Below are 25,600 nucleotides of genomic sequence, written 5' to 3' on the forward strand. Positions count from 1 at the left end.
CAAAAGCCGCCACCACTCGTTACAAGTGAGAGACGCGCTTTTGGAGTTTCGCAAAAAAAGAATGCTAAACAAGCAATTATATTCGTCCTCACTCATAGTCAAAGTATTTACGGTACTTCGGTAGAAACTTGCAGGCCATATCCCCGCGATTATATGAGTGTAGCTAACTATTTATTTTATAGAAGGATTATAACGTACTTTTTATGCTTTGAAAAGCATGTATCGAAAAAACACGTACAAATTTTTAAAAACTACTATTTTTGTTCGAGTTTTGCAAACTCTTTCATTCCCAATTACAACTTCGTTAAAATGATTGGCCCATCTTTTGTAATCGCAATTGTATGCTCATATTGAGCTGATAATTTCCCGTCCATCGTTCGTGCAGTCCACCCATTTAAATCTACTTTAGAATATCGCATACCTATATTTACAATCGGTTCAATTGTAATTACCATTCCTTCTTGTAACTGAGGTCCTTGTCCTTGTTTCCCAAAATGAAAAATTGCTGGTTCTTCATGAATCTCTTTACCGATTCCATGTCCCGTAAAGTCTCTTGCGACAGAAAAACCTTCATTTGTTACATAACTTTCAATTGCATAGCCAATGTCTCCTACATGATTACCAATTACCGCCTGATCAATTCCTTTATACAAAGCATTCTTAGCTACTAGCAACAACTTTTCTGCTTCATCAGAAACTTTTCCAACTCTATACGTCCAAGCAGAATCTGAAAGACCCCCATTTAAGTTTACTACCGTGTCAATTGTTACAATATCACCCTCAGTTAAAGGAACATCGGCCGGAAACGCATGACACATTTCATCGTTTACAGATGCACATATCGCATATGGATATCCGTTGTACCCTTTCTGCTCAGACGTTGCACCATGCTGTTCTAAATATGCTTCAACAAACGTATTAATTTCTTTTGTAGTAATACCTGGTTTCATCATCTTCGCAATTTCTCTATGACATGAAGCAAGTAATTTTCCAGATTCATGCATTAACTCTATTTCATTTTTCGTTTTAATTATACTCATGCTGTCTCTCCTTACTAAACTTGCTATTTACTATTAAACTTCAATCATACACATCCTCTTCCAAAATTTCAAAACTTCTAATTACAAAAAGTATGATTTATTTCTGCATAAAAAAACAGAAGGAGATTCTTCTGTTTTTTAATCATTTTTACATATATAATTCATTTTCAAAAACTCAAAACAACTACCATTTGTTTTCTGTATAAACGTTCCAACTACTTCAAACCCTGCCCTTTTATACACTTTAATCGCTCTCTCATTAAATATAGCTACTGATAGTGTTATATACTTGCATCCATATTTTTCTTTACTAAAAGCTAGTATAGCGTTTAAGAACTGTAAACCAAATCCGTTCCCAGTCATATTAGGTCTCATTCCAAGACCAATATCAACCGTTCCGTCATTTATTTTACAAACAGTAAAATAACCAATGAGAGTGCCATTTTCCTTCACAGAAAATGTATGATCCCCTCTACTTTCATCATGTAAAAATTCAGCTAAATCTTCTTCATCTGCCTCTATATCGTAAAAGGAATATTTCCCTTCATAATGCCAGTTGTATGCAATTTCTTCTGCTTCTTCTTGCGTCATTACTGTATATGTATAGTCCATTCTCCCATCCCCCTTTAAAAAAGAGCTGCAATTAAGCAGCTCTTTTTTTACAACTCATAAATCTCTTTATATTTCGCTTCTAAATAATCGGCTAAGTAGTTTGCATTTAAGCCTTCACCTGTTACATCTTCTAAAATTTCAAGTGGCTTTTTCGTTTTACCGTATTGGTGAATGTTTTCTGTTAACCATTCACGAATCGGTGTTACGTTTCCTTCTTCTAATAATGCATCAAAGTTCGGAATGTCTTTTAACATTCTTTGCTTAAATTGCGCTGCATACATGTAACCAAGCGCATAAGATGGGAAGTATCCAAATGAGCCACCAGCCCAGTGAACATCTTGCAATACACCTTGTGCATCATTTTCCGGACGAATTCCTAAATATGCTTCCATCTTATCATTCCAAGCTGCTGGTAAGTCCTTCACTTGTAATGTACCATCAAATAATTCTTTCTCTAATTCATAACGCACCATAACATGAAGCGGGTATGTAAGCTCATCTGCTTCTATACGAATGAATGACGGCTTCGATTCGTTAATTGCATCATAAAACTCATCGACTGACATATCATCAAATTGACCATCGCTATACTCTTTTAATAAATCATAATTTTTCTTCCAGAATGATTTATTACGGCCGATAAAGTTCTCAAAGAATAATGATTGTGATTCGTGAATACCCATAGATGTACCACTGCAAAGTGGTGTACCTTCAAATTGTTCTGCAATGTTTTGTTCATATACTGCATGACCACATTCATGAATTGTTCCAAATACAGCCATACGGAAATCTTTTTCATCATAGCGTGTCGTAATACGAACATCCCCTCTATTTAATGTAATTTCGAAAGGATGTACTGTTTCATCAAGACGACCTGCTTCAAAGTCATAATTCAATTGCTTTAATAGTTCTAATGTAAAGTTCTTTTGTTTTTCTTTTGAAAACTGTTCCGATAAAGCACTTGTTTTTAATCCTTTTTTAGACTCAGAGATTTCTTTTACAAGCGGCACGATGCGCTCACGAAGTTGACCAAATACGTGATCTAAAACTTCTACTGTAATACCTGGCTCATACATGTCTAATAATGTATTATATTTATATGTTTCATAACCCCAATATGTAATAAATTTCTTTTTAAATTCAACAATTTTTTCTAAGTACGGGCGGAACATTTCGAAATCAGATTTTTCGCGAGCTTCTTCCCACACACTCTCTGCTTTCGCTTCTAATTTCACATAAGCCTCATATTCAGCTTGTGGAATTTTTTTATTTCTATCATATTCTTTCCGACACTCTTCAACCATTTTCTTTGTCGTTTCAGAAAGTTTATCTTCACGTATTAAAGCTTCAAGTTCTGTTAAATAGTTTCCCATCTCATCTGAAGTCGACATAGCAAACACTTCTGACGAAAGCATACCAATTACTTCTGAACGCTGATCTACACCTTTTTTGGGTGCACCTGTTCTTAAATCCCAAAACATTAAACTTAATGCTTCTCCGTAATTTTGTATCTTCTTCACGTATGTTAAAAATTGTTTTTCTACTTCATATGTAGCAACTGTCATCGTATAAAAGCCTCCTTTTTCTACCTCAAATTTAATTCGACACAGAAACATAAATTCCTTTTATAATAGAAAAAAAGCTTGGCAAGCGCCAAGCTTTCTCCTTATAATTCTTTACCTTCTACTGGCAGTACATTTTTCACAGCTGCAACTACTTTCTCATCTTCTGAATCAGATAAGAAAATTGATATAGCACCTTTATCTTCACTTGTACGAATTAAACGCCCAATTCCTTGACGAAGTCGTAAAATCATATATGGTACATCTACATCCCAGAATGGATCATTTACGTGCTTACGTTTCGCTTCAAACACAGGATCGTTTGGAGGGAATGGTAAAGACCAAATAATAACGTGCGATAATGATGAACCAGGAATATCTAAACCTTCCCATAAATGAACCGCACAAAGTACAGTCTCTTCTTCATTTTGGAAACGAGAAACGAGCTGGCTAATTTCCTGATCTCCTTCATATAAGAACGGAACCGACATTTGCTCTTTACTTACATACTCTTTGAACGCTGCAAGCTCTTGCGTTGTACGGAATAATACAAGCGTACGTCCATTTGTTTTTTGTATATTTTCAAGTGTATATTGACACTTTCTTTCCCATTCATTTTCTTTCGTATGTGATAGTAAGTTTACTGTCATTTGCTCTTCGTAATCAAACGGTGAAGCAACTGAGAATGACAAGTAATCTTTTACCCCTAGGCTATTAGCTGTGAAAGCGAATGAATCGTTGTTCGATAATGTCGCAGAAGAGAAAATATACGGTATTTTCTTCGAGAATACTTTCTCTTGTAACACTTCTTCAACTGCACGTGGCATAATAACTAACGTGAAGGCACCATCACCTTCTTCACCCCAAGTAATTACATTTTTCTCGTGCATGAACAGACGAAGTGAATGTTCTAATACATCTAAATGCTCATCAACAATATTTAAATCATACGTGTTTACTGTATGCATTTCACTTTCGAATACTAATGCATCTCCAACTTCACCGATTTTTGCATAAAGTCGTTTCGCTTCAGCTGTTACTTTTTCTGTCACAGTAATTTCTAGACGATCAGAACCGGCAATTTCCTTTTTATTCTCTTGTAACACATCAAAGAATCGTTCAGTTTGCCAAATTGTTTCTTCTACTAAATGTGCAAACTCCTCACGAATATCGTTTTGTAGCAATCTCGTTAATAGTTGCTCCATCATCGTTTGCTTTAAACGGTATGTTAAAGCTTTTTGAGCTGCATATTCTACAAGATGTCCTTCATCGAATACAACGCAGCTACTTTCTGGTAATAATGGAATTTGCCCTTCACGCTTACGAGCATCGTACGTCCAAATATGATCCATATAGAAATCTTGAGAACAAATAATTAAATCTGCTGCTTTACGATAATGTTCACGAGAAAGAGTTTGTCCACAACGATGACGAGAATCACAAGTAAAGCAATCTTGGAAGTAATCCCAATTTACTTTTGACCATTCTTCGTCATTTAAAAGTGAAAATTCTTTTCTGTCACCATAGTGAGTAAAGTTTTGCATCGTACCATGATCGAATACAAACTGTGGTAACTCGTAATATACGTCTTCAATTACTTCTGGAGCTCGTCCACTCATAACATCTTCAAGTTTACGTAAGCATAAATAATTATCCATTGATTTTGCAAGCCTTACATCAACAGATAGCCCTAATGCTTCAGATAACTTAGCGATGTCCCCTTCTTCTTTCACAAGCTGCTCAATTAACGTTTCATCTGCACAAGCAATAATAGCTGGTTTCCCAGTATAACGCGCGTAACAAATTGCATATAGAAGATATACAATTGTTTTCCCTGTTCCTACACCAGCTTCTGCGAACATAACTTTCTTTTCTTGGAAAGCGCGTTCTAACTGAAACGCCATAAAAATTTGTTCATCACGCTCTTCAAAGCCTTTTTCCGGAAGGATGTCGTAAAACACATCTCCAATCCATTCATTCAACTTATCATAAAAATTATCTTGTTTTCCTACTTCAAATGGTAATCTCTTCTCAGTAAACATCCTTAGCCTCCAACCAAAAAGTTTTTCTATAAAAAGATAATAGCAACTGCTACGCATATGTGTGCAGCCACTTTCCCCTGTTGCAATACATAGAAATTCACGAAAAAAAATTTTCCTTTCGAAAAAGGAAAATTTTCTTCTATATTAATGACTTTAAATACCGTTTATCAATCGCTGTTTCATGTGAAAGAGCTGACAAATATTCTTCTTGTGCTTTTTGTATTTCATCTACAATCGTACCTTGACTATCCACTTCTTTTCCGAGCTCATCATACGTACGGTGAATAGCTTTTTGAATCATTGATAATTGAAAATTATCCATATGACTTCCTCCTTTACGCATTACATAATAGCCAGTATATGCGCGCTAGAGGAGTTTTATACTATGAATTACGCGGTGGACGTTTTCCGAAGTATTGGTAGTAATCTGTACGGATAAATCCGTTAAACAGCTTACGCTTCTTCGACGCATCTTTTCCGTAACACTTCTCAAATGCTTCGTAGCTTGTTAATACATACGCTGACCATGTATCTAATGGGCGGAATACTTGTCCCATTTCTTTATACAGTTGTTCAACGAGTGCTTTTTCACTTAAACGTTCTCCGTATGGAGGATTCGTTACAACGTAGCCATAATCCTCTTTTGTTGTGAAATCTTTTACTTGCATTTGTTTAAATGTAATTAAATCGCCTAAGCCTACTTCTTCTGCGTTATCTTGAGCAACTCGAATCATACGATGATCAATATCTGATCCAATGATTTGTAATCGTTGATCATAGTTCGCTAAATCTTCAGCTTCTTGACGAGCTTCACGCCAGTTTTGTTTACCTACCCAGCCCCACTCGTCAGATGCGAAACCACGGTTAAATCCTGGTGCAATGTTTTGTCCAATTAATGCTGCTTCAATCGGAATTGTACCTGATCCACAGAATGGATCAACAAATGGACGATCTGGCTTCCAGTTTGTTAATTTAATTAAAGACGCAGCTAATGTTTCTTTTAACGGAGCTTCCCCTTGATCCATACGGTATCCACGTTTATGAAGCCCAACACCGCTCGCATCAATTGTTAATGTTGCAATATCCTTGAGCATTGCAATCTCGATACGGAATAACGGACCATCTTCTTCAAACCAAGTTGTACGTTTATATGTTGTTTTTAATTTTTCAACGACAGCTTTTTTAACGATACGTTGGCAATCCGAAACACTGAATAATTCAGATTTTAAAGATTTACCGATAACAGGGAATTCACCATTCTCTGGAATATAATCTCCCCAGTTTAATGCTTTCGTTTTTTCAAATAGCTCATCAAATGTCGTTGCTTTAAATTCGCCAACTTTAATTTTTACACGGTCCGCAGTACGTAACCATAAGTTCGTACGACAAATCGCCTTTTCATCTGCTTCAAATGTTACTTTGCTGTTTTCTACTTGACATTCATAACCAAGATCGCGAACTTCTCGGGCAACTAACGCTTCAATACCCATTGCCGCTGTTGCAATTAAAGTAACTTTTCCCATTTGCATTCACCTCTTATGTATATTCAAACAATAATTAATAGCAATTGGTCCTATTAATTATTACATTTTACGAAAAATTTTCTCATTAACCATTTTAACTCATACTTTATAACTTCATACAAATAAAAAGCCCTCCTCTAACAAAGGAGAGCTGAGTTATTTCATAGTTGGTTCATAACGTTCTGTAAGCCATGTTCTGTTCCTTTGTACTACAAACGGCCCACGCCTCGTACTCCGGTGGCAATCATCTATCTACAGGTTATAAAACCTGTCCTTTCCCGTCGTTCATTTCCTTGGAAAAGATTCCCCTACCATTATTTGGGTTTCTCGCTCGTGGGGTTTACCTCGTTCCACTCCTATCATTTCTTCAAGGACTTCGTCACTGTGGCACTTTAAAGGTAGTCAAACCATATCCGAAAGGACTTAGGTTTTTTCCCTGCCGTTAAACCAGCCTTACAGCCAGAATACCCTAGCTTATGAATTGGCTAGGCACGAACACTACAGCCATCTCAGGCCGTGCGAGCATGGACTTTCCTCTACAACGTTGGCGTTGCAGCGATTACCCAAACGTTATGACATCCATTAGTATAGTGGAAACAAAAAGATTTTGCAACGTTTTTTTCTATGTAAAATGCTTAAACCTTTTCCCACCTTACATCATTCGTATAACTTACTTCCAAATACAGCTTTTTCTAAGTTAGATAAGCGTTTTAAAATATCCGTATTCGTGTTGTTATAAACCGGTTGTGCAACTGGTGTTTGTACAGGTTGTTGTGGAACTTGCGTTACTGCTAGTTTTTGTTCCTCTAATTCACGCTTTAAACGAGCATTTTGTTGCTTTAATTGCTCAAACTCTTTGTGGAAAGCTTCATAGTCTTTAATGATCATATCAAGAAACTTGTCTACTTCTTCTTGCTGATAACCTCTCATACCTGTTTTAAATTCTTTTTCTAAAATATCTTTCGCTGTTAATTTAATTTTATCCGAAATCATTTTCTTCACCTCAAATTTTTACCAAAACTTTCATTAACTAAATTTTTTCAGAAACAATGCTTTTTGTCAATCATATATACGAGTACTATATTACATATTACTCTGCATTATTCCACTGTTCCTCTTCTATTATATCTTGTAAATCAGAAAAAAGAATGAAATAACTGTGATAATTTTCTATTTCCCCTTTTTTCTTTGCTGATTCTACAATATATTTGGGACTTCCTGGTTTTTCTTCATCGTATACCGCTAAAAGCGCATCACTTTTTTCAATAAAAAATTGATTTTTTAATTTAAATTGCTCTGGGCTTTCATACTTCCGTTTCGTGATACTATCAACATGGTCTGCTTGAGAAAGAATAAATTCGTAATATTCACGATTATCTTCTTTCCAATTTTCTTCTTGTTCTAAAAACGGAGTGAATACCGCTAATTTTAAATCAGGATATTCTACTTGCATTTCAAAAACAACTTCAGCAGCCCATAATTCTACACCTAATTGGCCGCTTATTATAACCCATTCTAAACCATCTTCTACAAAAGTGATTAATTTACGGTGTAATGCTTTCTTTATACACTCCACTCCTGGATGATCATTTTTAAATATTCCAAGTTCAAATGGCTTATATCCTGTTACTGCAATAACTTTCATATCAACACTCCAATTACAAAAAAAGAACTAGCATTTCGCTAGTTCTAACATATCATTTACTTTTTAAATATTCCACCAACGTTTGGTCCGATATTTGGACCTACTGGTGATACATTGTTTGGTAAAAACGGTGATACATTTGGTCCTGGTCCAAACGGTGATACATTCGGTCCTGGCCCAAATGGAGATATTTGATGACCGTGGTGATGATGATGATGACCATGGCCACACGGTCCACATCCGCCACCGAATCCTGGGTCGATTGGGTCCACAACATTTACATTTGAATTTGTTTGCGGGAAGAAGTTTTGGTTTTTAATTTGTTGATGATGTACATGTGTTGTATGTGTTGGGAAAATGTGTGGCACCACCGTTGTTGAAAAAGAGTGTGTTACGCATTGTTTCGTCGGATGAATGACAGGAGCAGTCGTACAAATAGGTCCTGTAGGCTTATGCCCTCCAAAGCAAGGATGACAATGATGCATAGTTTTTTCTCTCCTCTCTCGTTAAAAAAATCTGATTACACTTTACAGTATGAGAAAAGAGAGAAAGCCGTTTGTTATATATACCCATTTATTACAAGGAAATTTGTCTAGTCCTTTATTTCATTTACATTGTTTTTATAGACAATTCTTCAACATCACTTACCAAAAAAGCCTCCAACTTGCTTTACAATACCTGTCACTTGATTCATCGCATTCATCATTTGTCCAGCTGTATTCATCATTTTATTTACATCATAGTTACCATCTGATGTTTTAAATTGAGAAACAAAACTAGAAAACTGACTTGGCTGTTGTTGCTTTTGCTTACCCTGCGTCGGGTACGGTTGTTTTGGTGGATAAAACATCGCTTGTTGATTAGCATACGGAGATGGTGGTGGCATATAATATTGCAAATTCATATAAGGCTGCTGCTGTGGTTGATTCATGTATGGTTGCTGAGCTTGTGATTGTTGAGCTTGATTCACATAAGGTTGCTGCTGTTGTGGTTGTTGAGCTTGATTCACATAAGGTTGCTGCTGTTGTGGTTGTTGAGCTTGATTCATAAAGGACACTTCAAACGGTTGATAATAATTTTGATTTCCATAATAAGGCTCGAAAGGATACATATTATACCGTAAATATGTATCCGTATTATATTGGTACATATTTTGCTGTGCATATGGATTCGTTTGCTGATATAAGTTAGGTTGTTGAAACATGCATTCTCTCCTCCTTCACATAAGTTTCTACATATATAATATGTACCTATAAAATAATATGTGTGATGGAGTATCTGTCTATTTTTGTCGGAAGTTTAAATTTTTAAAAAATTAAAAAAGAAAACCCTTCCATGCTATGATAATGAAGAAGAAGATTCTCATGGGGGAGGAATCAACATGGTATTAGGGGATTTAAAACAAGCGTTTTCTCAAAAAAAGGGGTATTGCACAGAGAATGCAAACGAATTATTAGACTTTGCGAGACATTGGTATCTCGAAGGAAAAATATGCATATCAGATTATCGAACATTAATAAAAGAATTAGAAATAAACGGCGCAACAAAACCTACAACAATGACAGAAGCATAAAAATAACAAGAGGGCTCTCCCTCTTGTTATTTACATTGCTCAACTATATTTTGCAAAGTATACGAAATGGCTTGGTGTGTTTCAAAGAATCGTTTACCTTTACCTTTATTTACAAAGCATTGCAACACATTCGTTTGTAAATTATCATATACTTGATCAATTTGCTGTACATGTATATATTTTGGCTTTTCTTCTTTAATCCACTTATAAGCTAATTCTTTCCACTTCTTTAATTCCTCATCTACCATATCTACAAACGGTTTCATATCCTTATAAAAGTCGTATTCGGTTAGTTCTCTCTTTTTTACATTCGCTTCATTATTATACTGCATGAGTTTTTCTGAAGACTGTATTAATGCTTCATTCTTCATTTCTTTCCCACCTTATTATGCACTCACTACGACGTTTTGAAATGTCTTTACCCAATTCCCTTTCTCTTCGTGATGCACTAATTTATTTTCCATATGTTCAATATGCATTTCTGTTATTTCTATCTTATTGCATATTTTTTCACTCGCATCCTTTAATGCATGATTCATTCTAATCCCTATATTCATTTCCAGCAAATCGAGAGAACTTAACATTTGATCCATTTTTTTCATTACATCTTCCTTCTGAACCATCGCCATATACAAAACGCCTCCTTCTTTGCTTTTCCTTTGTCATGTAATTTCGCCGAATGATTCACCACTCCTGCCCACATGACAAAACTAGTTGTTATTCGTCAAAGAAATCATTTCGTATGTCATTTATAGAAATGGTAACAATACAAAAAGGAGGTGTATTACAATGGCAAAGAACAAAAATGAAAAAAAGAAAAACCAAAACAAACAACAAAATAAACCCGAGACTGGCAATCCAAAGCTAGATGGTCCAAACTTCCCTGCTACATAAAGCGAGACTTTATTACGAACAGTTAAATTTCAAGTCACCCTTAATCTCCTACTAGCATTACGTTTTGAGATTAAAGTTGTAGCACACATAGCAGGATTGTTTCAAATTAAGAAGTCCCGTCTTCAAAATGGAAGACGGGACTTCTTTTTTATTATATCATGAACTCATCCATCCTTTTAGCAAAACGATTTGCGATAGATAGCCTATAGATTTGTTCTCTCTTTCTTCTATACCATTCTGTTATATTAACTTCCCCTTTAGGTTCTTCAGGTACAAATAGCACATTCATTTTCATATTTGCACAAAACCAATCTCTCATTTTTATTTCTTCATGTAAAATAACAGGATAAATATCTCTAAGTGTTGGCGTATAAGACTTTCGAGTTTCCTTTGCGTAAACTTCATAATCTTCCCTAGACCCAGTATGTGTAGTTTGCAATGCAAACTTATAAAACGAACCATTATAAATTGGATGAAACAATAACCATGCTAATTTTTTTCCTAGTTCTATACGCTGTTGTAACGTTTCAAATTGATAAACCGAAAATCCATACATTCTCCCTTCAATTGTTGGGAAGATAACTGCACTAATATGAAGTCTTTCTTGTACTTTAAAAAGTGCAGTATGGAATACATGTTTTTTAAAATATGTGTTCTCAATGACTGGTTTTTGAATTTTATTTTGTTCATTTATAATAAGCGCTGTCATAAGCCTATTCATATCTCTTCTTTCCCAGAAAAGTAACCATTCTTTTTCCATAAAAATTGATACGTTGAAATATTGCAACAAATGAAAGAGAGGTGCACGTCTCTTCTTACTTTCCTCATACAATAATAGCTGAGGAAATGCATCTAAAAAAATAATCCAATTAGCCTGTTCGTACAGAATAAATAAATGTTTTTTTACCGTTCTAGGTAAAACAGTAGCATAATATCTCCCTTCTAAATCAGTCATATTCCAGCCCGCATTTCTCGAAACCATACTCGCTAAAAAGGCCCACCTGATTTCACTATTTCTTAAATAATATTCTTGATAAGATTGTGTCCGAGAAATATTGTCCACATTAGCTATTTCTGTTTTCTTTTTAATATTGTGAATGATTGCTTTTTCTTCCTCTGTACAAAAATTTTTTTCTCGATTTTGTTTCATTTTCATATAATCATTCCATGTAAACATAAATAAGTCATCATACCTTTCATCAAAAAGGTCACATCTTTTTTCATTTTTTGATATAATCACCTTTGTAAGTAATTCTTAGCAAGTTGGGGGTGGACACACTATGACCATTCGTTACCCAAATGGAAAAAGGTATAATCAAGCTTCACAACCTCAAAAAACACCTATAAAAACACATACTTATAGTAATAGAGGTATGTCCCTTGAAGAGGAATTGAATGAAACAAATCAATATTACTTAACCCATAATATTGCATGTGTACATAAAAAGCCTACACCTCTTCAAATTGTAAAAGTAGATTACCCCGCTCGAAGTGCTGCAGTGGTAAAAGAAGCGTATTTTAAACAACCTTCTACAACAGATTACAACGGTGTATACAAAGGGAAATACATCGATTTTGAAGCAAAGGAAACAAAAAATAAAACTAGTTTCCCACTTCAAAACTTCCACCTTCATCAAATTGAACATATGAAGCAAGTGGTTGCTCATAATGGAATTGCATTTGTTATTATTAAATTTACACTTTTTGATGAATTTTATTTACTAGATGCAAAACATATTATTGCATTTTGGAATCGTCAAAATACTGGTGGACGCAAGTCGATTACGAAAGAAGAAATAGAAGAGCATGGATCCTTATTATCATGCGGTTATCACCCTCGGATTGACTATATCCGTGTACTAGACATGGTTTATTTTTCGTGATAGAGTCATCACTAAGGCTCTTTTTTCGACTTTTGGGGGAGAGAATGAAAGGTAGGAGAAAGTATAATGTCAGATAATTATCGTTCTCGTACAGAACGAAATCATGTGAAAAATCAAGAGAAAAAAACACATAAAGAAGAAAAACCAAAGAAAAAAGGCTCCTTTTTCAAGAAATTTCTTATAGGTTGTCTACTTCTTGGTATCGTTGGTCTTGTAGCCGGCGTTTCCGCTTTCTTTGTTATGGTAAAGGATGCTCCAAAATTAGACAAAGCCAAACTTGTTAATCCTTTATCAACAAAGTTTCTTGATAAAAACGGGAATTTCTTCTATGAATACGGTGCTGAAAAACGAACACACGTTACTTATGATCAAATTCCAAAAGTAGTTGAAAATGCATTCCTTGCAACTGAGGATTCGCGTTTCTATGATCATAATGGAATTGATTTTAAACGAACTACAAAAGCAGTTATGGAAAATGTCACTGGTGGTTTCGGTTCCCAAGGTGGTAGTACGATTACACAGCAAGTCGTTAAAAACTACTTTCTAACGATGGACAAAACTGCTAAAAGAAAAGTACAAGAATGGTACTTATCTTACAAATTAGAGCAACAATACTCTAAACATGAGATTTTAGAAATGTACTTAAATAAGATTAATTTAGGTAACCGTTCATACGGTATTGCGACAGCAGCGCAAAAATATTATGGTAAAGATTTAAAAGACTTGCAATTACATGAAGCTGCTATGCTCGCTGGTTTACCCCAAGGTCCAAACATTTATGATCCAACAAAAAAGGAAAATGTTGAACGAGCAACAAATCGTCGTAATGTCGTATTATCATTAATGAATCGACATGGTTATATAACAAAAGAAGAAATGAATAACGCCGTTAAGATCCCAGTAACTGAGGGCCTTCAACCGTCTTCAGAAGTAACTGAGATGAAGTATCAAGCATTTTTAGATGCGGTTGTAAAAGAAGTTGAAAAAGAATATCCTGATGTAAATATCGGTTCAGATGGTTTAACGATTCATACAACACTTGATCAAGATGCTCAAGATTACGCTGAAAAAATTATGGATGGTAATCTTATTAAGTATCCAAACGATCAATTCCAAGGATCATTCGTATTTATGGATACACAATCTGGAGAAGTTCGAGCAATTGGTGCTGGACGTAAAGAAAATAAGTCCACTTTCAAAGGTCATAATATGGCAACTGATTTAAAACGCCAAGTTGGTTCAACAATGAAACCAATTTTCGACTACGGTCCAGCGATTGAGAATCTTCAATGGTCTACTTACCATCAATTAAATGACTCTGAATATACTTATTCGGATGGCACAAAGATTAAAAATGCTACAGGGAGTTTTAAAGGTGACGTTTCACTTCGTGAAGCATTGAAGAAGTCATTAAACATCCCGGCTTTAAAGACAGCTCAAACAGTTGGACTTAATAAATCAAAAGAGTTTGCTGAAGGTTTAGGCATGACATTTGAAAATGGAGTACATGAATCTACTGCAATTGGTAGTAACGATAGTTCTCCATTAGCAGTAGCAGGTGCATATGCAACCTTCGGTAATAGTGGTAACTATAATAAACCACACTTCGTAAAAGAAGTAACCTTCCCGGACGGGAAAAAGAAAAGCTTTAAACCGAAAGAACAACGCGCTATGCAAGACTATACAGCTTACATGGTAACTGACGTTCTTCGTGACGTAGTAAAACCTGGTTCTGGTGGTACAGGACCAACAGCATATGTTTCAGGTGTTGACGTAGCGGGTAAAACTGGAACGCAAAACTTTGATGCAAAAGATTTAAAGAAATACGGCATTCCAGCTGATGCAAACAGGGATAGCTGGTTCGCTGGATATACACCACAATATACGATGGCTGTATGGACTGGTTACGTAAAGAATGGTCCAGAAAACTACATTAGTGATCGTTATACTAAAATTGCACAGCAAATGTTCCAAGTAATGATGAGCAAATTCGCTACAGATAAATCACGCTTTGAACGTCCTTCTTCTGTACAAGAAATAAACGGAGAGTTATACGTAAAAGGTGCGAAAAAAGATGCAATTAAACAAATTAAAGTAGATGCCCCTAGTGGTCTGAATGTCACTTTTGATGGCGCTAGCACAGTTACACTAAACTGGTCTGGACCAGCAGAAGTTGATGCATATGCAGCCAGCTATAAAGCAACTGACGGTTCAAGTGGTAGCCTATCAATAAGTGGTACGACAGCTACTCTTGGTGGTATTAAACCAGGTGTTACTTACAGCTTCTCTGTAGTAGCGAAAAAAGGTACTGGCACAAGCCCAGCAGTTGGTGCATCCTTCACTGCGCCTGGCGGAACTCCAGATGCAAAAAAAGCTGAAGAAGAGGCTAAGAAAAAGGCCGATGAAGAAGCTAAGAAAAAAGCTGATGAGGAAGCCCAGAAAAAGGCTAATGAAGATAAAGTAAAACAAGACGAAGCTAAGAAAAAGGCTGAAGAAGAGGCTAAGAAACAACAAGAACAACAGCAAGAACAACAACGTAAACAGCAAGAAGAAGCTCAAAAGAAAGCTGATGAGGAAGCTAGAAGGAAAGCTGAAGAAGAAGCTAAGAAAAAAGCTGAAGAAGAAGCTAAGAAGAAAGCTGAAGAAGAGGCCAAGAAAAAAGCTGAAGAAGAGGCTAAGAAACAACAAGAACAGCAAAATCCCGGAGGAGATACACCTCACGCAGACGGTGCTGTTGTTACAACAGAGTCCTAATATACAAAAAAAGAAGTCCGTTTCTCTTAACGAGAAGCGGACTTCTTTTTTGTTATCATTTTCTTTACATACAGCTTTTCTATTTCGATATACAACTGCGCTAATTGAATATAAGAATGATAATTACTCGGTTTCTTTATAATGAATGAATATCTTTCCATAAAATTAACAGGTTGCACTTTTAATTTATTCGTATTTATTTGCATTTCATTCAAACTATGAACAGGTTGTTCATTTAGCCAATAGACAACCGATAACAAGTGAGCTGCAAAAAGAATCATTGGTCCCTCAGCCTCTTGCTTATTTCTATTTCGAAACAGTATAGCAATGTCTTCATGCTTATTTTTCCATACATTCAACATCACTGGAATGCTGTTTTCAATTTCCTTCCATGGCTCATACTGTCTTTCAATATCAAATATAAAGTAAGTATTTTGTATTATCTCTTCAAAAGAATTGTCTGTATGATACTTAATTAAATTTACACTTTCTTTAAAAAATGGTAAACAGTGAAATTCTTTCGGTATTTCTATAACTCGTTCCATCCTTTATTTCACCTTCATTCGCTTCTTTCCTTCACGACATACTTCTAACAGTCTGCATTCCTCACATTGCGGTCGTTGTGCTTTACAATGATAACGTCCAAAGAAAATCATACGATGATGTGTAACTCCCCACTCATCCATTGGTACTTTCTTCATTAATGTTTTTTCTACTTCTAACACAGAGTCTTTCCATCTACACATAGCTAATCGTTTACTCACTCGCTCCACATGTGTATCAACAGCAATTGCCGGAATTCCAAACGCTACGGAAACTACAACATTCGCTGTTTTCCTTCCTACACCTGGTAATTTCGTAAGTTCATCTCGATCGTTCGGTACTTCTCCATTATAGTCATCTAATAACATTCGGCATAATTTTTGAATGTTTTTTGCTTTATTTCTATACAATCCGATAGAGCGTATATCTTGTTGTAATTCTTCTAGAGAAACACTTAAATAATCTTCTGGTGTTTTATATTTTTGAAATAAATTTCTTGTCACTTTATTTACAAGTACATCTGTACATTGTGCAGATAACGCCACCGCGATTACAAGTTCAAATGGATTATCATGAACCAATTCACAATGTGCTTCTGGATACATATCCGCCATTGTGTCTAAACAATAACGGATTTGCGTTTTGTTAAGCATATTTTTCCTCCTATATTACTGCTCCAACCAATTATAAAAAGGCACTTTTCCAGTAAATTTCGTCTCTTGTTTTGTCATTTGTTGTGCCCTTTGTTGATTCGCTCTAAATTTTTGACCTTGATTTTGAGCCTGATCTACCGTTTTAATTCCATTCTTTTTCCACTCAAATAAAATACGATCAATATATCGGAAATTTAGTTTTCCACTCATTACAGCTTCTCTAAGAGCCGCTTGAATTAAATTTGGATGATGTTGATCTTGGTCCTCCCACATCCCTAACGTTTCACATTCGAACGGCGAAAGTGGTCTTCCAAATTCTTTTTCAAATACTGTATATAAATTTACTTGTAGCTGTTTTTTTTCTTTTTGCTCTTCCTCTATTGATTCATCCATTAAGAAATGTAATATTTTTTCCCATAACGGTTGTAAAGAATAACTTTCGCACATCATCGCTTCTGATCTTTGTCCACCTTCTAGTGATAAAAAACCTTTTTGAATCAACGTCTGAATTACTTCCATACATTTCATTTCCGTTATCGTCATCCGTTCAGAAATCTCTGAAGGAGTCGGAAACGAATTACCTGATTCTAAAAATGTGTGTACATGAAGTACAACCATAAATTCCGTCTCATTTAAACCTAATTTTTTATAATGCATCATAAGTAATTTTGGAATTGCAATGCTTCCCTGCTCAAACCACTGTAACATCATTTTCTTTTTCATCACCAAACACCTCGCTCTCTAGTATAACACACCTTTAGCTATTTCTTTTTGCCACAATCCGTCAAAAAAACCTCCCCATTAATAGGGAGGTTTTTTATATTACATGAATGAAATATAAAATTAAGCTTGCACTTTACTTTTCATAAATGTATGGATGCGCTCTAATGCTTTCTCTACTTGTTCAAGAGATGTCGCATATGATAAACGAACATTATTTGGAGCACCAAATCCTGTACCTGGTACAAGAGCCACTTTTTCCTCTTCTAATAGAGCTTTTGCCCAATCATCAACTGTTGCATATCCTGATAAAGCTACAGCTTCTTTTACGTTAGGGAATAAGTAAAATGCCCCTTGCGGTTTAATACAAGTAAAGCCAGGGATTTGAATTAATTTATCATAAATGATGTTTAATCTCTCTTCAAAGGCTTGACGCATTGTTTCCACAGGTTCTTGTGAGCCTGCATATGCCGCAATTGCGCCGTATTGAGCGATTGAAGTAGGGTTTGACGTACTATGACTCGCTAAATTCGTCATTGCTTTAATAAGCTGCTTATTTCCTGCAGCATATCCAATACGCCATCCTGTCATAGAATGAGATTTAGATACACCATTAATAATAAGTGTTTGTTCTTTTAATGCATTAGAAAGCTGGGCAATTGAAGTATATTCTACGCCACCATAAATTAATTTTTCATAAATTTCATCAGAAACGATTAAAATATCATGTTCTAAACATACTTCTCCAAGCTGTTGTAATTCTTCTTTGCTATAAATCATTCCTGTTGGATTGCTCGGTGAATTAATAATAACTGCTTTCGTTTTCTCTGTAATTGCCTCACGCAGCTGCTTTGCTGTAATTTTGTACTCATTGTCTTCTAAACCTTCTACATAAACCGGCTTACCGCCAGCAAGCTTTACTTGCTCTGGATAGCTTACCCAGTAAGGAGTTGGGATGATAACTTCATCTCCCTCATCAAGTAATACTTGGAATAATGTATATAATGCATGCTTTGCACCATTACATACAATAATTTCAGATGGATCATACGCAATACCTTGATCGCGAGTAAATTTCTTCACAATTTCTTGTTTTAACGATTGTAATCCACCTGTTGGTGTATACTTCGTATGCCCTTCTAACATCGCTTTATGTGCAGCATCCATAATATGCTCTGGTGTATTAAAGTCAGGTTCCCCTGCCCCTAATCCAATTACATCATGACCCTCTGCTTTTAATGCTTGTGCCTTTGCTGTAATTTCTAAAGTTGAAGACGGTGTTAAAGCAGCTACTCGCTTTGCTAATTTCATTTGTAGTTCCCCCTACATCTATTTTTCAATGCTATATCGTCTTAAAAATTTTCCATCTTTAAATTCAAGATAGTAATAACTATAACGATTGTCATCATCAATATATGTAACTTCCCATAGTGGTACATCATTTTCAAAGCCTAATTTCACTTTCATAATCTCTTTCGGCTTACTTTTTGATTCCTTACTTTCATTGCCGACTTGCTCTATTGTTCTTTGTATAGCCTCTTTTTCAGAAATACCTTCGCTCTTTTTCCTTACTACAGTATCCCCTTTTTTCTCAGGCACCCAAACGATAAGTTGTTCTCCCTTTTCATCTGTACCTTGCACGACTATATATGCAGATTTTCCGTTGTAATAATCAACAGATTTCACCTTTGTAAGCTTTGCTTTTTCTTTAGCAATTTCTACAAATTTCGACTCTTTTGGAATTTTCTTTCCCATCGCTTTATTATAAACATACGCCCCATATATTCCGCTAGCAACGATAACAATAATGATTGCAAAGATCCACTTTTTCATTGTATCACTACGTTCTGTAAATCGTAAATACAGCTGTTTCTTTATCTTTTTCGTCTAATGCTAGTCCGAACATGAGGTCCTGCTCTTTTAACGTACGATTTAAACTATCAACAATTTTATACAAATCCGACGAATACTTAATACGCGTCGTTGATAGTACTTCGATTTTCTTATCCATGAAAAAACTCCTCCGTTACACAAAAATTTCTAATTATAGAAGAACGCAATGCGGTTACAATAAGAGTACATTCTTTACAACCCCTGCTTCATCACCCATCTATTATAGCAGGACATGTACAGCAAAAAAAGGTTTCAAGTCGAAAACCAACACATTTTGTATACAAGAAGTAAGAAAAATAAAATTCCTCCTACCCACATTTTTTACGCCTGAAGTTTATAAGTACTTCAGGCGTATTTTTCTTCCATTTTTATTCATTTGATGGTTCTTCTAATTGTACTAACAATTCTTCTAATGGTCCTTCATAAAGAGGTACGTTAGGAATCGATTGTAGAAATCGTTTTCCATAGGAAGAACTCGTCAAACGACGATCTAACACTACTACCGTTCCTGTATCTGTATTCGTTCGAATTAAGCGGCCGAATCCTTGTTTGAAACGTAATATTGCTTGTGGGAGCGCTAATTTAGCGAATACATCTTCACCTTGATTTTTTAGCCACTCACCTTTCGCTTCCATCATCGGCTGATGAGGAGGTGTAAATGGTAGACGGACTATAACAAGACAACTTAAGGCATCTCCAGGAATATCTATTCCTTCCCAGAAACTGCTCGTCCCTAATAAAATTGATTTGTCGAACTCTTGAAACTTTCGAATTAAGCGGCTTCGACTTCTATTATTCACACTTTGGGTGAGTAATAAATAACCCTCTAATTCATCATTATTTTTTAAATTCGCATACGCTTCTTTTAACATTTCATACGAAGTGAATAAAACGAGCATTCTGCCTTTTGTGGCTTTCGCTATCTTTGCAATATGTTCCGATATAGATTCAATATATCGCTCATTACTTACTTGCTTAATAAAAGGTACATCCGTTGACACCATTAATTTCATCTGTTCATCATAACGAAATGGCGACGGAACCTTTAAAGTATTTGGAGCGAAATCATGTAAACCAAGTTCCTCTTTTATATAATCAAACGTATCGTTAACTGTTAGTGTTGCGGATGTAAAAATAACACTCTTTTTTTCTGTTAAAAATTCATCAGCAAATCTTTCACCAATATGAACAGGCTGTGCATATAGAACTGTTGAATGAATCGTCCCTTTCGTTTCAGTCTCCATCCAAGTTACATACGAATTCGTTTCTAATACGAGTAACTGTAATGATTCTGCCATCTTTCTCAGCAACTCAATTAAATGCATAAATTCACCTGTTACAACATGCATCTCCCATTCTAACTTACTTTGCAATATATCCACTTGCTTCTCAAGAGCAGTTACTACCCTTCTTAATTCATATATAAAACGATTTGTTAATTCGACGATACTATCCCACAACTTACCTTTTTCTAGTTCTGCGTTATACCTATAGATGAGCGGCATATTATTCGTTCCTTGCTCTTGCTTTGTTTGTTTAAATATAAAAGTACGTAACATTTGGAAGAGTTCATCCGCATCAAACTTAAGTTCCTTCAAACTATAACTTATCATACGGAAAGTTGAACGAGATGCTTGCTCTGATTTTTTCATCATTTTATATACTTTGGAGAGTACATCTTCTGTTTCTAGTGTCCCAAGACGAGATATAACCAATTGAAAATACATACAAGAGAACTGTTCACCCAATGTTCTACTCGCGGCTTCTTCAATATGGTGAGCTTCATCAAAAATAATATGTTCGCATGAAGCAAACAACGGTTCTTCACTTGAAAAATCTTGAAATAATAACGCATGATTTGTAATAACGATATCTGCAAATAAAGCTTTATTCTTCGCTCGCTGGTAAAAACAACGACTAAACCAATTACTTTGCATACCGCCTGGACTATACGCATCGCTACAAATACGATTCCAAAGTAACTTTCCGCCCTCAGGAATATTTAATTCGTCTCGATCACCTGTTTCAGTTTGCAATAGCCAAACTAAAATCTTCGCCTTTGTAAGTGCCATATCATAATTTTTTTCTTCCTCTTGCAAAGCATACTCAAATTTATGTAAGCATAAATAATGCTTTCTTCCTTTTAGAAGAGCTACCTCAAATGAAAATGGCATTATTTTTTGTAATAACGGAATTTCTTTTTCTAATATTTGTTGTTGGAGTTGTACCGTTTGTGTACTTATAATGACAGGTTCTTCTTTTCTCTTTGCAAAATAAAGACTAGGAAGCAAATAAGCGAGAGTCTTTCCTGTTCCTGTACCGGCTTCAATTAGTGAAAAACGAGAATCTCTTAACGCCGTATATATCTCTTTCATCATCAGTTGTTGACTTTCTCTTCTTTCAAACTTTGGCATATGTGATTCCAATTTATCCATCGTTTTATTCAAGAAAGCATCAAACTTTGATGAACACGTTTCTCCAAGGTTTAAGGAATAGTTCCGCTTTTTCAGCGCAATATTTCGATGTATTTCATACTCCGCTATATCTTCTTTACCGTGCATTACTTTCTTTAAAATATTTTCAGAAAGCACATCAGCTATATCGCTTTGGAACACATCACTTAATTCATAAAGCGATTGCAACGTGACAAGTGGTAACTTTTCAATTTCATTTAAAAATTGTAAAAATAATTCCGCTGTTGCAAGAGCATCACTATCCGCACGATGTGGTTGATCGTGCTCTAGTTCATGCTTCTTAGCTAAATCACGTAATTTATAACTATCGGCTGTCGGCAAAAGAATTTGAGCCAATTCAACCGTGTCGATTTTCGGACAATGTATTTCTGTATATCCAGCTTGCCTTAATTCTTCATTTAAAAAATTCCAATCAAAGTGAACATTATGCGCAACGAAAGCCGCACCTTGTAATAGCTCAACAATCATCGGGGCTACATCTTGAAATAACGGGGCTTGTTTTACAAGACTTTCATCAATCCCTGTTAATTCTGTAATAAATGGTGGGATCTCTCTCTTTGGATTAACAAAAGACGAAAAAATCTCCAATATCTCTCCATCTTCTACTACAACAGCTGCAATTTGGGTAATTTTATCCTTCCCATCTTTCCAGGAGTTCCCTGTCGTCTCTAAATCAACAACGACATAACGCTTACTCATATATGTAACACCTCAATTTCTTACCTTTCAAACAACAATAATTTATATAATGTTACTATACCACGTTTTATCTCATCTTAATGAAAAGATGCACAAAAAAGCTATCTCCGCAATGGAGATAGCCTTTCTACTTATAATATCGTACCCGCTTTTTCAGCACCTAACATTTCAATAATTTGATTATTATCGTCTAGTACTGCAATTTTTGGTTCTTGTGTATGAATCTCTTCTTCCGTAACTAGCCCATAACAAATAATAATTACTTTGTCCCCTGGTTGTACAAGTCTTGCCGCAGCACCGTTTAAACAAACAACACCACTACCGCGTTCCCCTTTAATAACGTATGTCTCTAAGCGAGCACCATTATTATTATTTACAATTTGGACTTTTTCGTTTTCTACAATATTTACTGCATCCATTAAGTCTTCATCAATTGTAATACTACCTACATAATTTAAATTTGCCTCCGTTACAGTTGCACGATGTAACTTTGCTCTCATCATTGTGCGAAACATAGATGCTCCCCCTTATTTAACCGTTAATGTTATATTGTCCATTAATCTTACATTTTCAAACTTAACTGCAATAGCTAAAATGATTCTTCCTTCGACTTTCTCTACCATTGTTAATGACGGATATGCATATAAATCCGCATAATCTACAGTGCCTTTCGTATGCGTCTCAATATAATCTTTCACAAGATTTGTAATGATTTCCGGATTACGTTCACCTGCCTCAATTCTTTCTTTCGCTATACATAGGCTGCGGTATAAATGAAGAGCTTCTTCACGTTCATCTTGTGATAGGTACACGTTACGAGAACTTTTCGCTAAACCATCTTCTTCCCTTACAATATCAACTGGTACGATTGTAACTGGAATATTGAAATCAGTTACAAATCCTTCAATTACTGCAACTTGTTGAGCATCTTTCATACCGAAATAAGCACGCGTTGGCACCGTAATATTAAATAGTTTCATCAGTACAGTTGCAACACCAGCGAAATGACCAGGTCTTTGTTGACCGCATAATACGCCCGTGCGCTTCACAACTTCTACTGTTGTTGTTTGTTCTGCTGGATACATTTCTTCTACACTCGGATAAAATAAATAATCTACACCGTTTTCTTTTGCTACATTTTCATCTCTATCAATATCACGAGGGTATCGATCTAAATCTTCATTTGGGCCGAATTGTAGCGGGTTTACAAATACACTTAAAACTACAATTTTATTTTCTTCTCTTGCCTTACGTAATAAAGTAGCATGGCCTTCATGTAAATAACCCATTGTTGGAACAAAACCAATACTCTTTCCACTTGCACGAAGTTCGCTTGTAATTTGCTGCATCTCTTGCACTGTAGTTACGATTTTCATTATTGTTTTCCTCCGTATAACGCTAAGCATTCTTCCTCTTTCATTGTGAACGAATGTTTTTCTTCAGGAAATTGCCTTGTCTTTACTTCAGTAACATATTGTGAAATCCCACGCACAATCTCCTCTTGAACAGACGTATATTGCTTCACAAATTTCGGAACACGATTTACGCCGTATGAGATAAGATCATGATAAACAAGCACTTGTCCATCTACTTTTTGTCCTGCACCAATCCCAATTGTTGGTATTGTTAGTTGCTCTGAAATAAGTTCTGCTAACTGCATTGGTACACATTCTAACACAAGCGCTATTGCACCAGCTTCTTCACATTTCTTTGCATCTTCTATTAATTTTTTTGCACTCTCCGCATCTTTTCCTTGCACTTTATATCCACCCAACACTCCTACCGATTGAGGGGTTAAACCTAAATGCGCTACAACAGGAATTCCTGCGTTCGTCAAATATTGAATCGTCGATATAACTTCTCCAGCACCTTCTACCTTCAGTGCGTGTGCCCCGCTCTCTTGAACGATGCGACGTGCATTCACCATCGTTTCTTGTAATGATACGTGATACGACATAAATGGCATATCAGTTACAATAAACGTCTCTTTCGCTCCACGGCGTACAGCTTTCGTATGATGAATCATATCCTCTACTGTTACAGGTACTGTTGAATCGTATCCGAGTACAACCATTCCAAGAGAATCTCCAACTAGAATCATATCAACTTCAGCTTCTTCTGCTAATTTAGCAGATGGATAATCATACGCCGTTAGCATTGTAATCGGCTCACCTTGCTCTTTCATCTTCAAAAAATCTGTTTTTGTTTTCAAAAACTACTCCTCCTTTATGCAGGAGAGAGGAGATGGCCGAAATCATATAAAAAACCCCTCTGACCATAAAAGGGCAGAAGGGTTGTGTGTTAGTCGGCATTATTCATCCCTCTGTCCCAGTCCGTTATTGGATCAAGGCAGAATCCAAGTTATTATTTTTCGTATGACTTCGAATCATGGTGCAGTTCGCTCTGATACTGCCCACATTCGAACTAATTATAGCAAACTACAAAAAGGAATTACTACATTTTTTTGAAAAAATAATTTTTTATTCTTATTACGGTATATGAAATTTAACACGAGAGTATATATGCTATACAGTTTTTATGGAGAATTCTATCCTGAAAAGATACATGTTTTTTCAACGCATGCTAAAAAAGTCCAAGTTAATTTTTTCTGTAATCCATTTAACTGTATAGTATAACTCTTAAACTAATGATGCAGGTTAATTGAGGAAAGTACTTAACAAAGGAGAATTGCAGATGTCTATGAACAGGTGGTTATTTCGATTCAGCAGTTTGCTTGTAATGATTGTATGGTGGATGTCTTTAGGATCCTCCCATGTATTTGCCTCAGTTACTGTCGTAACACCCCCCACCGATTTAACGAAAGTGATTGAGGTTGAACTAAATGATGATTACTTTAATCCAAATGTTATCACGATTCCGCTTGCAGGATCAACAACATTACTATTGAAAAATAAAGGTAAAAACGAGCACACCTTTACAGTGAAAAAACTCGGCATTGACGTCGTAATCGAGTCAGGAAAAGAAAAGAATATTACCGTGAAACCTAAAAATACTGGTACATATGAATTAATATGTCGATACCATCTTCTTAAAGGAATGGCAGGCAAAGTAATCGTCAAATAACATGCC

28 protein-coding genes, 1 other RNA gene and 1 riboswitch are annotated in these 25,600 nt (G+C 35.6%); of the genes, 5 read left to right on the top strand and 24 right to left on the bottom strand.

Annotated elements, in window-relative coordinates; translation table 11 throughout:
- Nucleotides 1–75: 75 nt before the first annotated feature.
- A riboswitch (purine riboswitch) is annotated at nucleotides 76–177 on the bottom strand.
- Between the two features lie 116 nt (nucleotides 178–293).
- From ACUN13_RS07625 to ACUN13_RS07675, 11 genes are all read right to left on the bottom strand, one after another.
- A complete protein-coding gene (locus ACUN13_RS07625) occupies nucleotides 294–1,040 on the bottom strand; it encodes a type I methionyl aminopeptidase (protein ID WP_088344791.1) in 747 nt (248 codons plus the stop codon).
- 138 nt (nucleotides 1,041–1,178) lie between these two features.
- A complete protein-coding gene (locus ACUN13_RS07630) occupies nucleotides 1,179–1,652 on the bottom strand; it encodes a GNAT family N-acetyltransferase (RefSeq protein ID WP_088344789.1) in 474 nt (157 codons plus the stop codon).
- A 47-nt stretch (nucleotides 1,653–1,699) separates the two neighbouring features.
- The gene (ypwA, locus tag ACUN13_RS07635) at nucleotides 1,700–3,217 is read right to left on the bottom strand and encodes a carboxypeptidase (protein WP_000215074.1); all 1,518 of its coding nucleotides are present in this window, start codon (nucleotides 3,215–3,217) and stop codon (nucleotides 1,700–1,702) included.
- Nucleotides 3,218–3,318: 101 nt separating this feature from the next.
- On the bottom strand, nucleotides 3,319–5,256 hold the full coding sequence (locus tag ACUN13_RS07640; RefSeq protein WP_025688541.1) for a helicase C-terminal domain-containing protein: 1,938 nt from the start codon (nucleotides 5,254–5,256) through the stop codon (nucleotides 3,319–3,321).
- 139 nt (nucleotides 5,257–5,395) lie between these two features.
- Entirely contained in the window at nucleotides 5,396–5,578 is a 183-nt protein-coding gene (locus tag ACUN13_RS07645; protein ID WP_025688539.1) for a DUF3921 family protein, read from the bottom strand.
- 61 nt (nucleotides 5,579–5,639) lie between these two features.
- Complete coding sequence (locus ACUN13_RS07650; protein WP_000521224.1) at nucleotides 5,640–6,779, bottom strand: THUMP domain-containing class I SAM-dependent RNA methyltransferase; 1,140 nt, start codon at nucleotides 6,777–6,779, stop codon at nucleotides 5,640–5,642.
- A 180-nt stretch (nucleotides 6,780–6,959) separates the two neighbouring features.
- Nucleotides 6,960–7,350: RNase P RNA component class B (rnpB, locus tag ACUN13_RS07655), an RNA gene on the bottom strand.
- 86 nt (nucleotides 7,351–7,436) lie between these two features.
- Nucleotides 7,437–7,772 carry a cell division regulator GpsB gene (gene gpsB, locus ACUN13_RS07660; protein WP_000622431.1) on the bottom strand — a complete coding sequence of 112 codons (336 nt, stop codon included), beginning with the start codon at nucleotides 7,770–7,772 and terminating at the stop codon, nucleotides 7,437–7,439.
- A gap of 97 nt (nucleotides 7,773–7,869) precedes the next feature.
- Nucleotides 7,870–8,424 (bottom strand): DUF1273 domain-containing protein, encoded by a 555-nt coding sequence (locus ACUN13_RS07665; protein WP_000862908.1) that lies wholly within the window; start codon nucleotides 8,422–8,424, stop codon nucleotides 7,870–7,872.
- 56 nt (nucleotides 8,425–8,480) lie between these two features.
- Nucleotides 8,481–8,909, bottom strand: coding sequence for a CotD family spore coat protein (locus ACUN13_RS07670; RefSeq protein ID WP_000546270.1), 429 nt, complete (start codon nucleotides 8,907–8,909; stop codon nucleotides 8,481–8,483).
- 155 nt (nucleotides 8,910–9,064) lie between these two features.
- A complete protein-coding gene (locus ACUN13_RS07675) occupies nucleotides 9,065–9,628 on the bottom strand; it encodes a YppG family protein (protein WP_025688535.1) in 564 nt (187 codons plus the stop codon).
- A 177-nt stretch (nucleotides 9,629–9,805) separates the two neighbouring features.
- On the opposite strand from ACUN13_RS07675, the gene ACUN13_RS07680 reads away from it, so the two are divergent.
- Nucleotides 9,806–9,997 (top strand): YppF family protein, encoded by a 192-nt coding sequence (locus ACUN13_RS07680; protein WP_000242652.1) that lies wholly within the window; start codon nucleotides 9,806–9,808, stop codon nucleotides 9,995–9,997.
- A 26-nt stretch (nucleotides 9,998–10,023) separates the two neighbouring features.
- Here ACUN13_RS07680 and ACUN13_RS07685 read toward each other — a convergent pair whose 3' ends face one another.
- Both ACUN13_RS07685 and ACUN13_RS07690 read right to left on the bottom strand, forming a co-directional pair.
- Nucleotides 10,024–10,368: a YppE family protein gene (locus ACUN13_RS07685; protein ID WP_000786939.1), complete on the bottom strand. Its 345-nt coding sequence runs from the start codon at nucleotides 10,366–10,368 to the stop codon at nucleotides 10,024–10,026.
- 15 nt (nucleotides 10,369–10,383) lie between these two features.
- Nucleotides 10,384–10,626 (bottom strand): hypothetical protein, encoded by a 243-nt coding sequence (locus ACUN13_RS07690; protein ID WP_001252036.1) that lies wholly within the window; start codon nucleotides 10,624–10,626, stop codon nucleotides 10,384–10,386.
- A gap of 85 nt (nucleotides 10,627–10,711) precedes the next feature.
- Between ACUN13_RS07690 and ACUN13_RS07695 the strand changes: the two genes are divergently transcribed.
- Entirely contained in the window at nucleotides 10,712–10,891 is a 180-nt protein-coding gene (locus ACUN13_RS07695; RefSeq protein WP_001987054.1) for a hypothetical protein, read from the top strand.
- Nucleotides 10,892–11,042: 151 nt separating this feature from the next.
- Here ACUN13_RS07695 and ACUN13_RS07700 read toward each other — a convergent pair whose 3' ends face one another.
- Entirely contained in the window at nucleotides 11,043–12,068 is a 1,026-nt protein-coding gene (locus ACUN13_RS07700; protein ID WP_000495658.1) for a DUF2515 domain-containing protein, read from the bottom strand.
- 103 nt (nucleotides 12,069–12,171) lie between these two features.
- Between ACUN13_RS07700 and recU the strand changes: the two genes are divergently transcribed.
- Both recU and ACUN13_RS07710 read left to right on the top strand, forming a co-directional pair.
- Nucleotides 12,172–12,774, top strand: coding sequence for a Holliday junction resolvase RecU (recU, locus tag ACUN13_RS07705; protein ID WP_000155598.1), 603 nt, complete (start codon nucleotides 12,172–12,174; stop codon nucleotides 12,772–12,774).
- A 66-nt stretch (nucleotides 12,775–12,840) separates the two neighbouring features.
- Nucleotides 12,841–15,528, top strand: a complete 2,688-nt coding sequence (locus ACUN13_RS07710; protein WP_025688530.1) for a PBP1A family penicillin-binding protein — start codon at nucleotides 12,841–12,843, stop codon at nucleotides 15,526–15,528.
- Between the two features lie 26 nt (nucleotides 15,529–15,554).
- On the opposite strand, the gene ACUN13_RS07715 is transcribed toward ACUN13_RS07710, so the two are convergent.
- From ACUN13_RS07715 to panB, 10 genes are all read right to left on the bottom strand, one after another.
- Nucleotides 15,555–16,073: a YpoC family protein gene (locus ACUN13_RS07715; protein ID WP_000442652.1), complete on the bottom strand. Its 519-nt coding sequence runs from the start codon at nucleotides 16,071–16,073 to the stop codon at nucleotides 15,555–15,557.
- Between the two features lie 3 nt (nucleotides 16,074–16,076).
- A complete protein-coding gene (gene nth / locus ACUN13_RS07720) occupies nucleotides 16,077–16,724 on the bottom strand; it encodes an endonuclease III (protein ID WP_000933034.1) in 648 nt (215 codons plus the stop codon).
- A 15-nt stretch (nucleotides 16,725–16,739) separates the two neighbouring features.
- Nucleotides 16,740–17,447, bottom strand: coding sequence for a DNA replication protein DnaD (dnaD, locus tag ACUN13_RS07725; RefSeq protein WP_000728552.1), 708 nt, complete (start codon nucleotides 17,445–17,447; stop codon nucleotides 16,740–16,742).
- Between the two features lie 120 nt (nucleotides 17,448–17,567).
- Nucleotides 17,568–18,755, bottom strand: a complete 1,188-nt coding sequence (gene aspB / locus ACUN13_RS07730; RefSeq protein ID WP_000761571.1) for an aspartate transaminase AspB — start codon at nucleotides 18,753–18,755, stop codon at nucleotides 17,568–17,570.
- 18 nt (nucleotides 18,756–18,773) lie between these two features.
- The gene (locus ACUN13_RS07735; RefSeq protein ID WP_000758739.1) at nucleotides 18,774–19,277 is read right to left on the bottom strand and encodes a cell wall elongation regulator TseB-like domain-containing protein; all 504 of its coding nucleotides are present in this window, start codon (nucleotides 19,275–19,277) and stop codon (nucleotides 18,774–18,776) included.
- A gap of 7 nt (nucleotides 19,278–19,284) precedes the next feature.
- Nucleotides 19,285–19,455, bottom strand: coding sequence for a YpmA family protein (locus ACUN13_RS07740; RefSeq protein ID WP_000358352.1), 171 nt, complete (start codon nucleotides 19,453–19,455; stop codon nucleotides 19,285–19,287).
- 250 nt (nucleotides 19,456–19,705) lie between these two features.
- A complete protein-coding gene (gene dinG / locus ACUN13_RS07745) occupies nucleotides 19,706–22,510 on the bottom strand; it encodes an ATP-dependent DNA helicase DinG (RefSeq protein ID WP_445423744.1) in 2,805 nt (934 codons plus the stop codon).
- A 131-nt stretch (nucleotides 22,511–22,641) separates the two neighbouring features.
- Entirely contained in the window at nucleotides 22,642–23,025 is a 384-nt protein-coding gene (gene panD, locus ACUN13_RS07750; RefSeq protein ID WP_000490184.1) for an aspartate 1-decarboxylase, read from the bottom strand.
- A 12-nt stretch (nucleotides 23,026–23,037) separates the two neighbouring features.
- A complete protein-coding gene (gene panC / locus ACUN13_RS07755) occupies nucleotides 23,038–23,886 on the bottom strand; it encodes a pantoate--beta-alanine ligase (protein ID WP_025688525.1) in 849 nt (282 codons plus the stop codon).
- On the bottom strand, nucleotides 23,886–24,722 hold the full coding sequence (gene panB / locus ACUN13_RS07760; protein WP_000851108.1) for a 3-methyl-2-oxobutanoate hydroxymethyltransferase: 837 nt from the start codon (nucleotides 24,720–24,722) through the stop codon (nucleotides 23,886–23,888). The genes panC and panB overlap by 1 nt, the downstream gene beginning before the upstream one ends.
- A 482-nt stretch (nucleotides 24,723–25,204) precedes the next feature.
- Between panB and ACUN13_RS07765 the strand changes: the two genes are divergently transcribed.
- Nucleotides 25,205–25,594 (top strand): cupredoxin domain-containing protein, encoded by a 390-nt coding sequence (locus tag ACUN13_RS07765; protein WP_000062387.1) that lies wholly within the window; start codon nucleotides 25,205–25,207, stop codon nucleotides 25,592–25,594.
- The last annotated feature ends 6 nt before the right edge of the window (nucleotides 25,595–25,600 follow it).

The organism is Bacillus cereus group sp. Bce041, assembly GCF_052646455.1.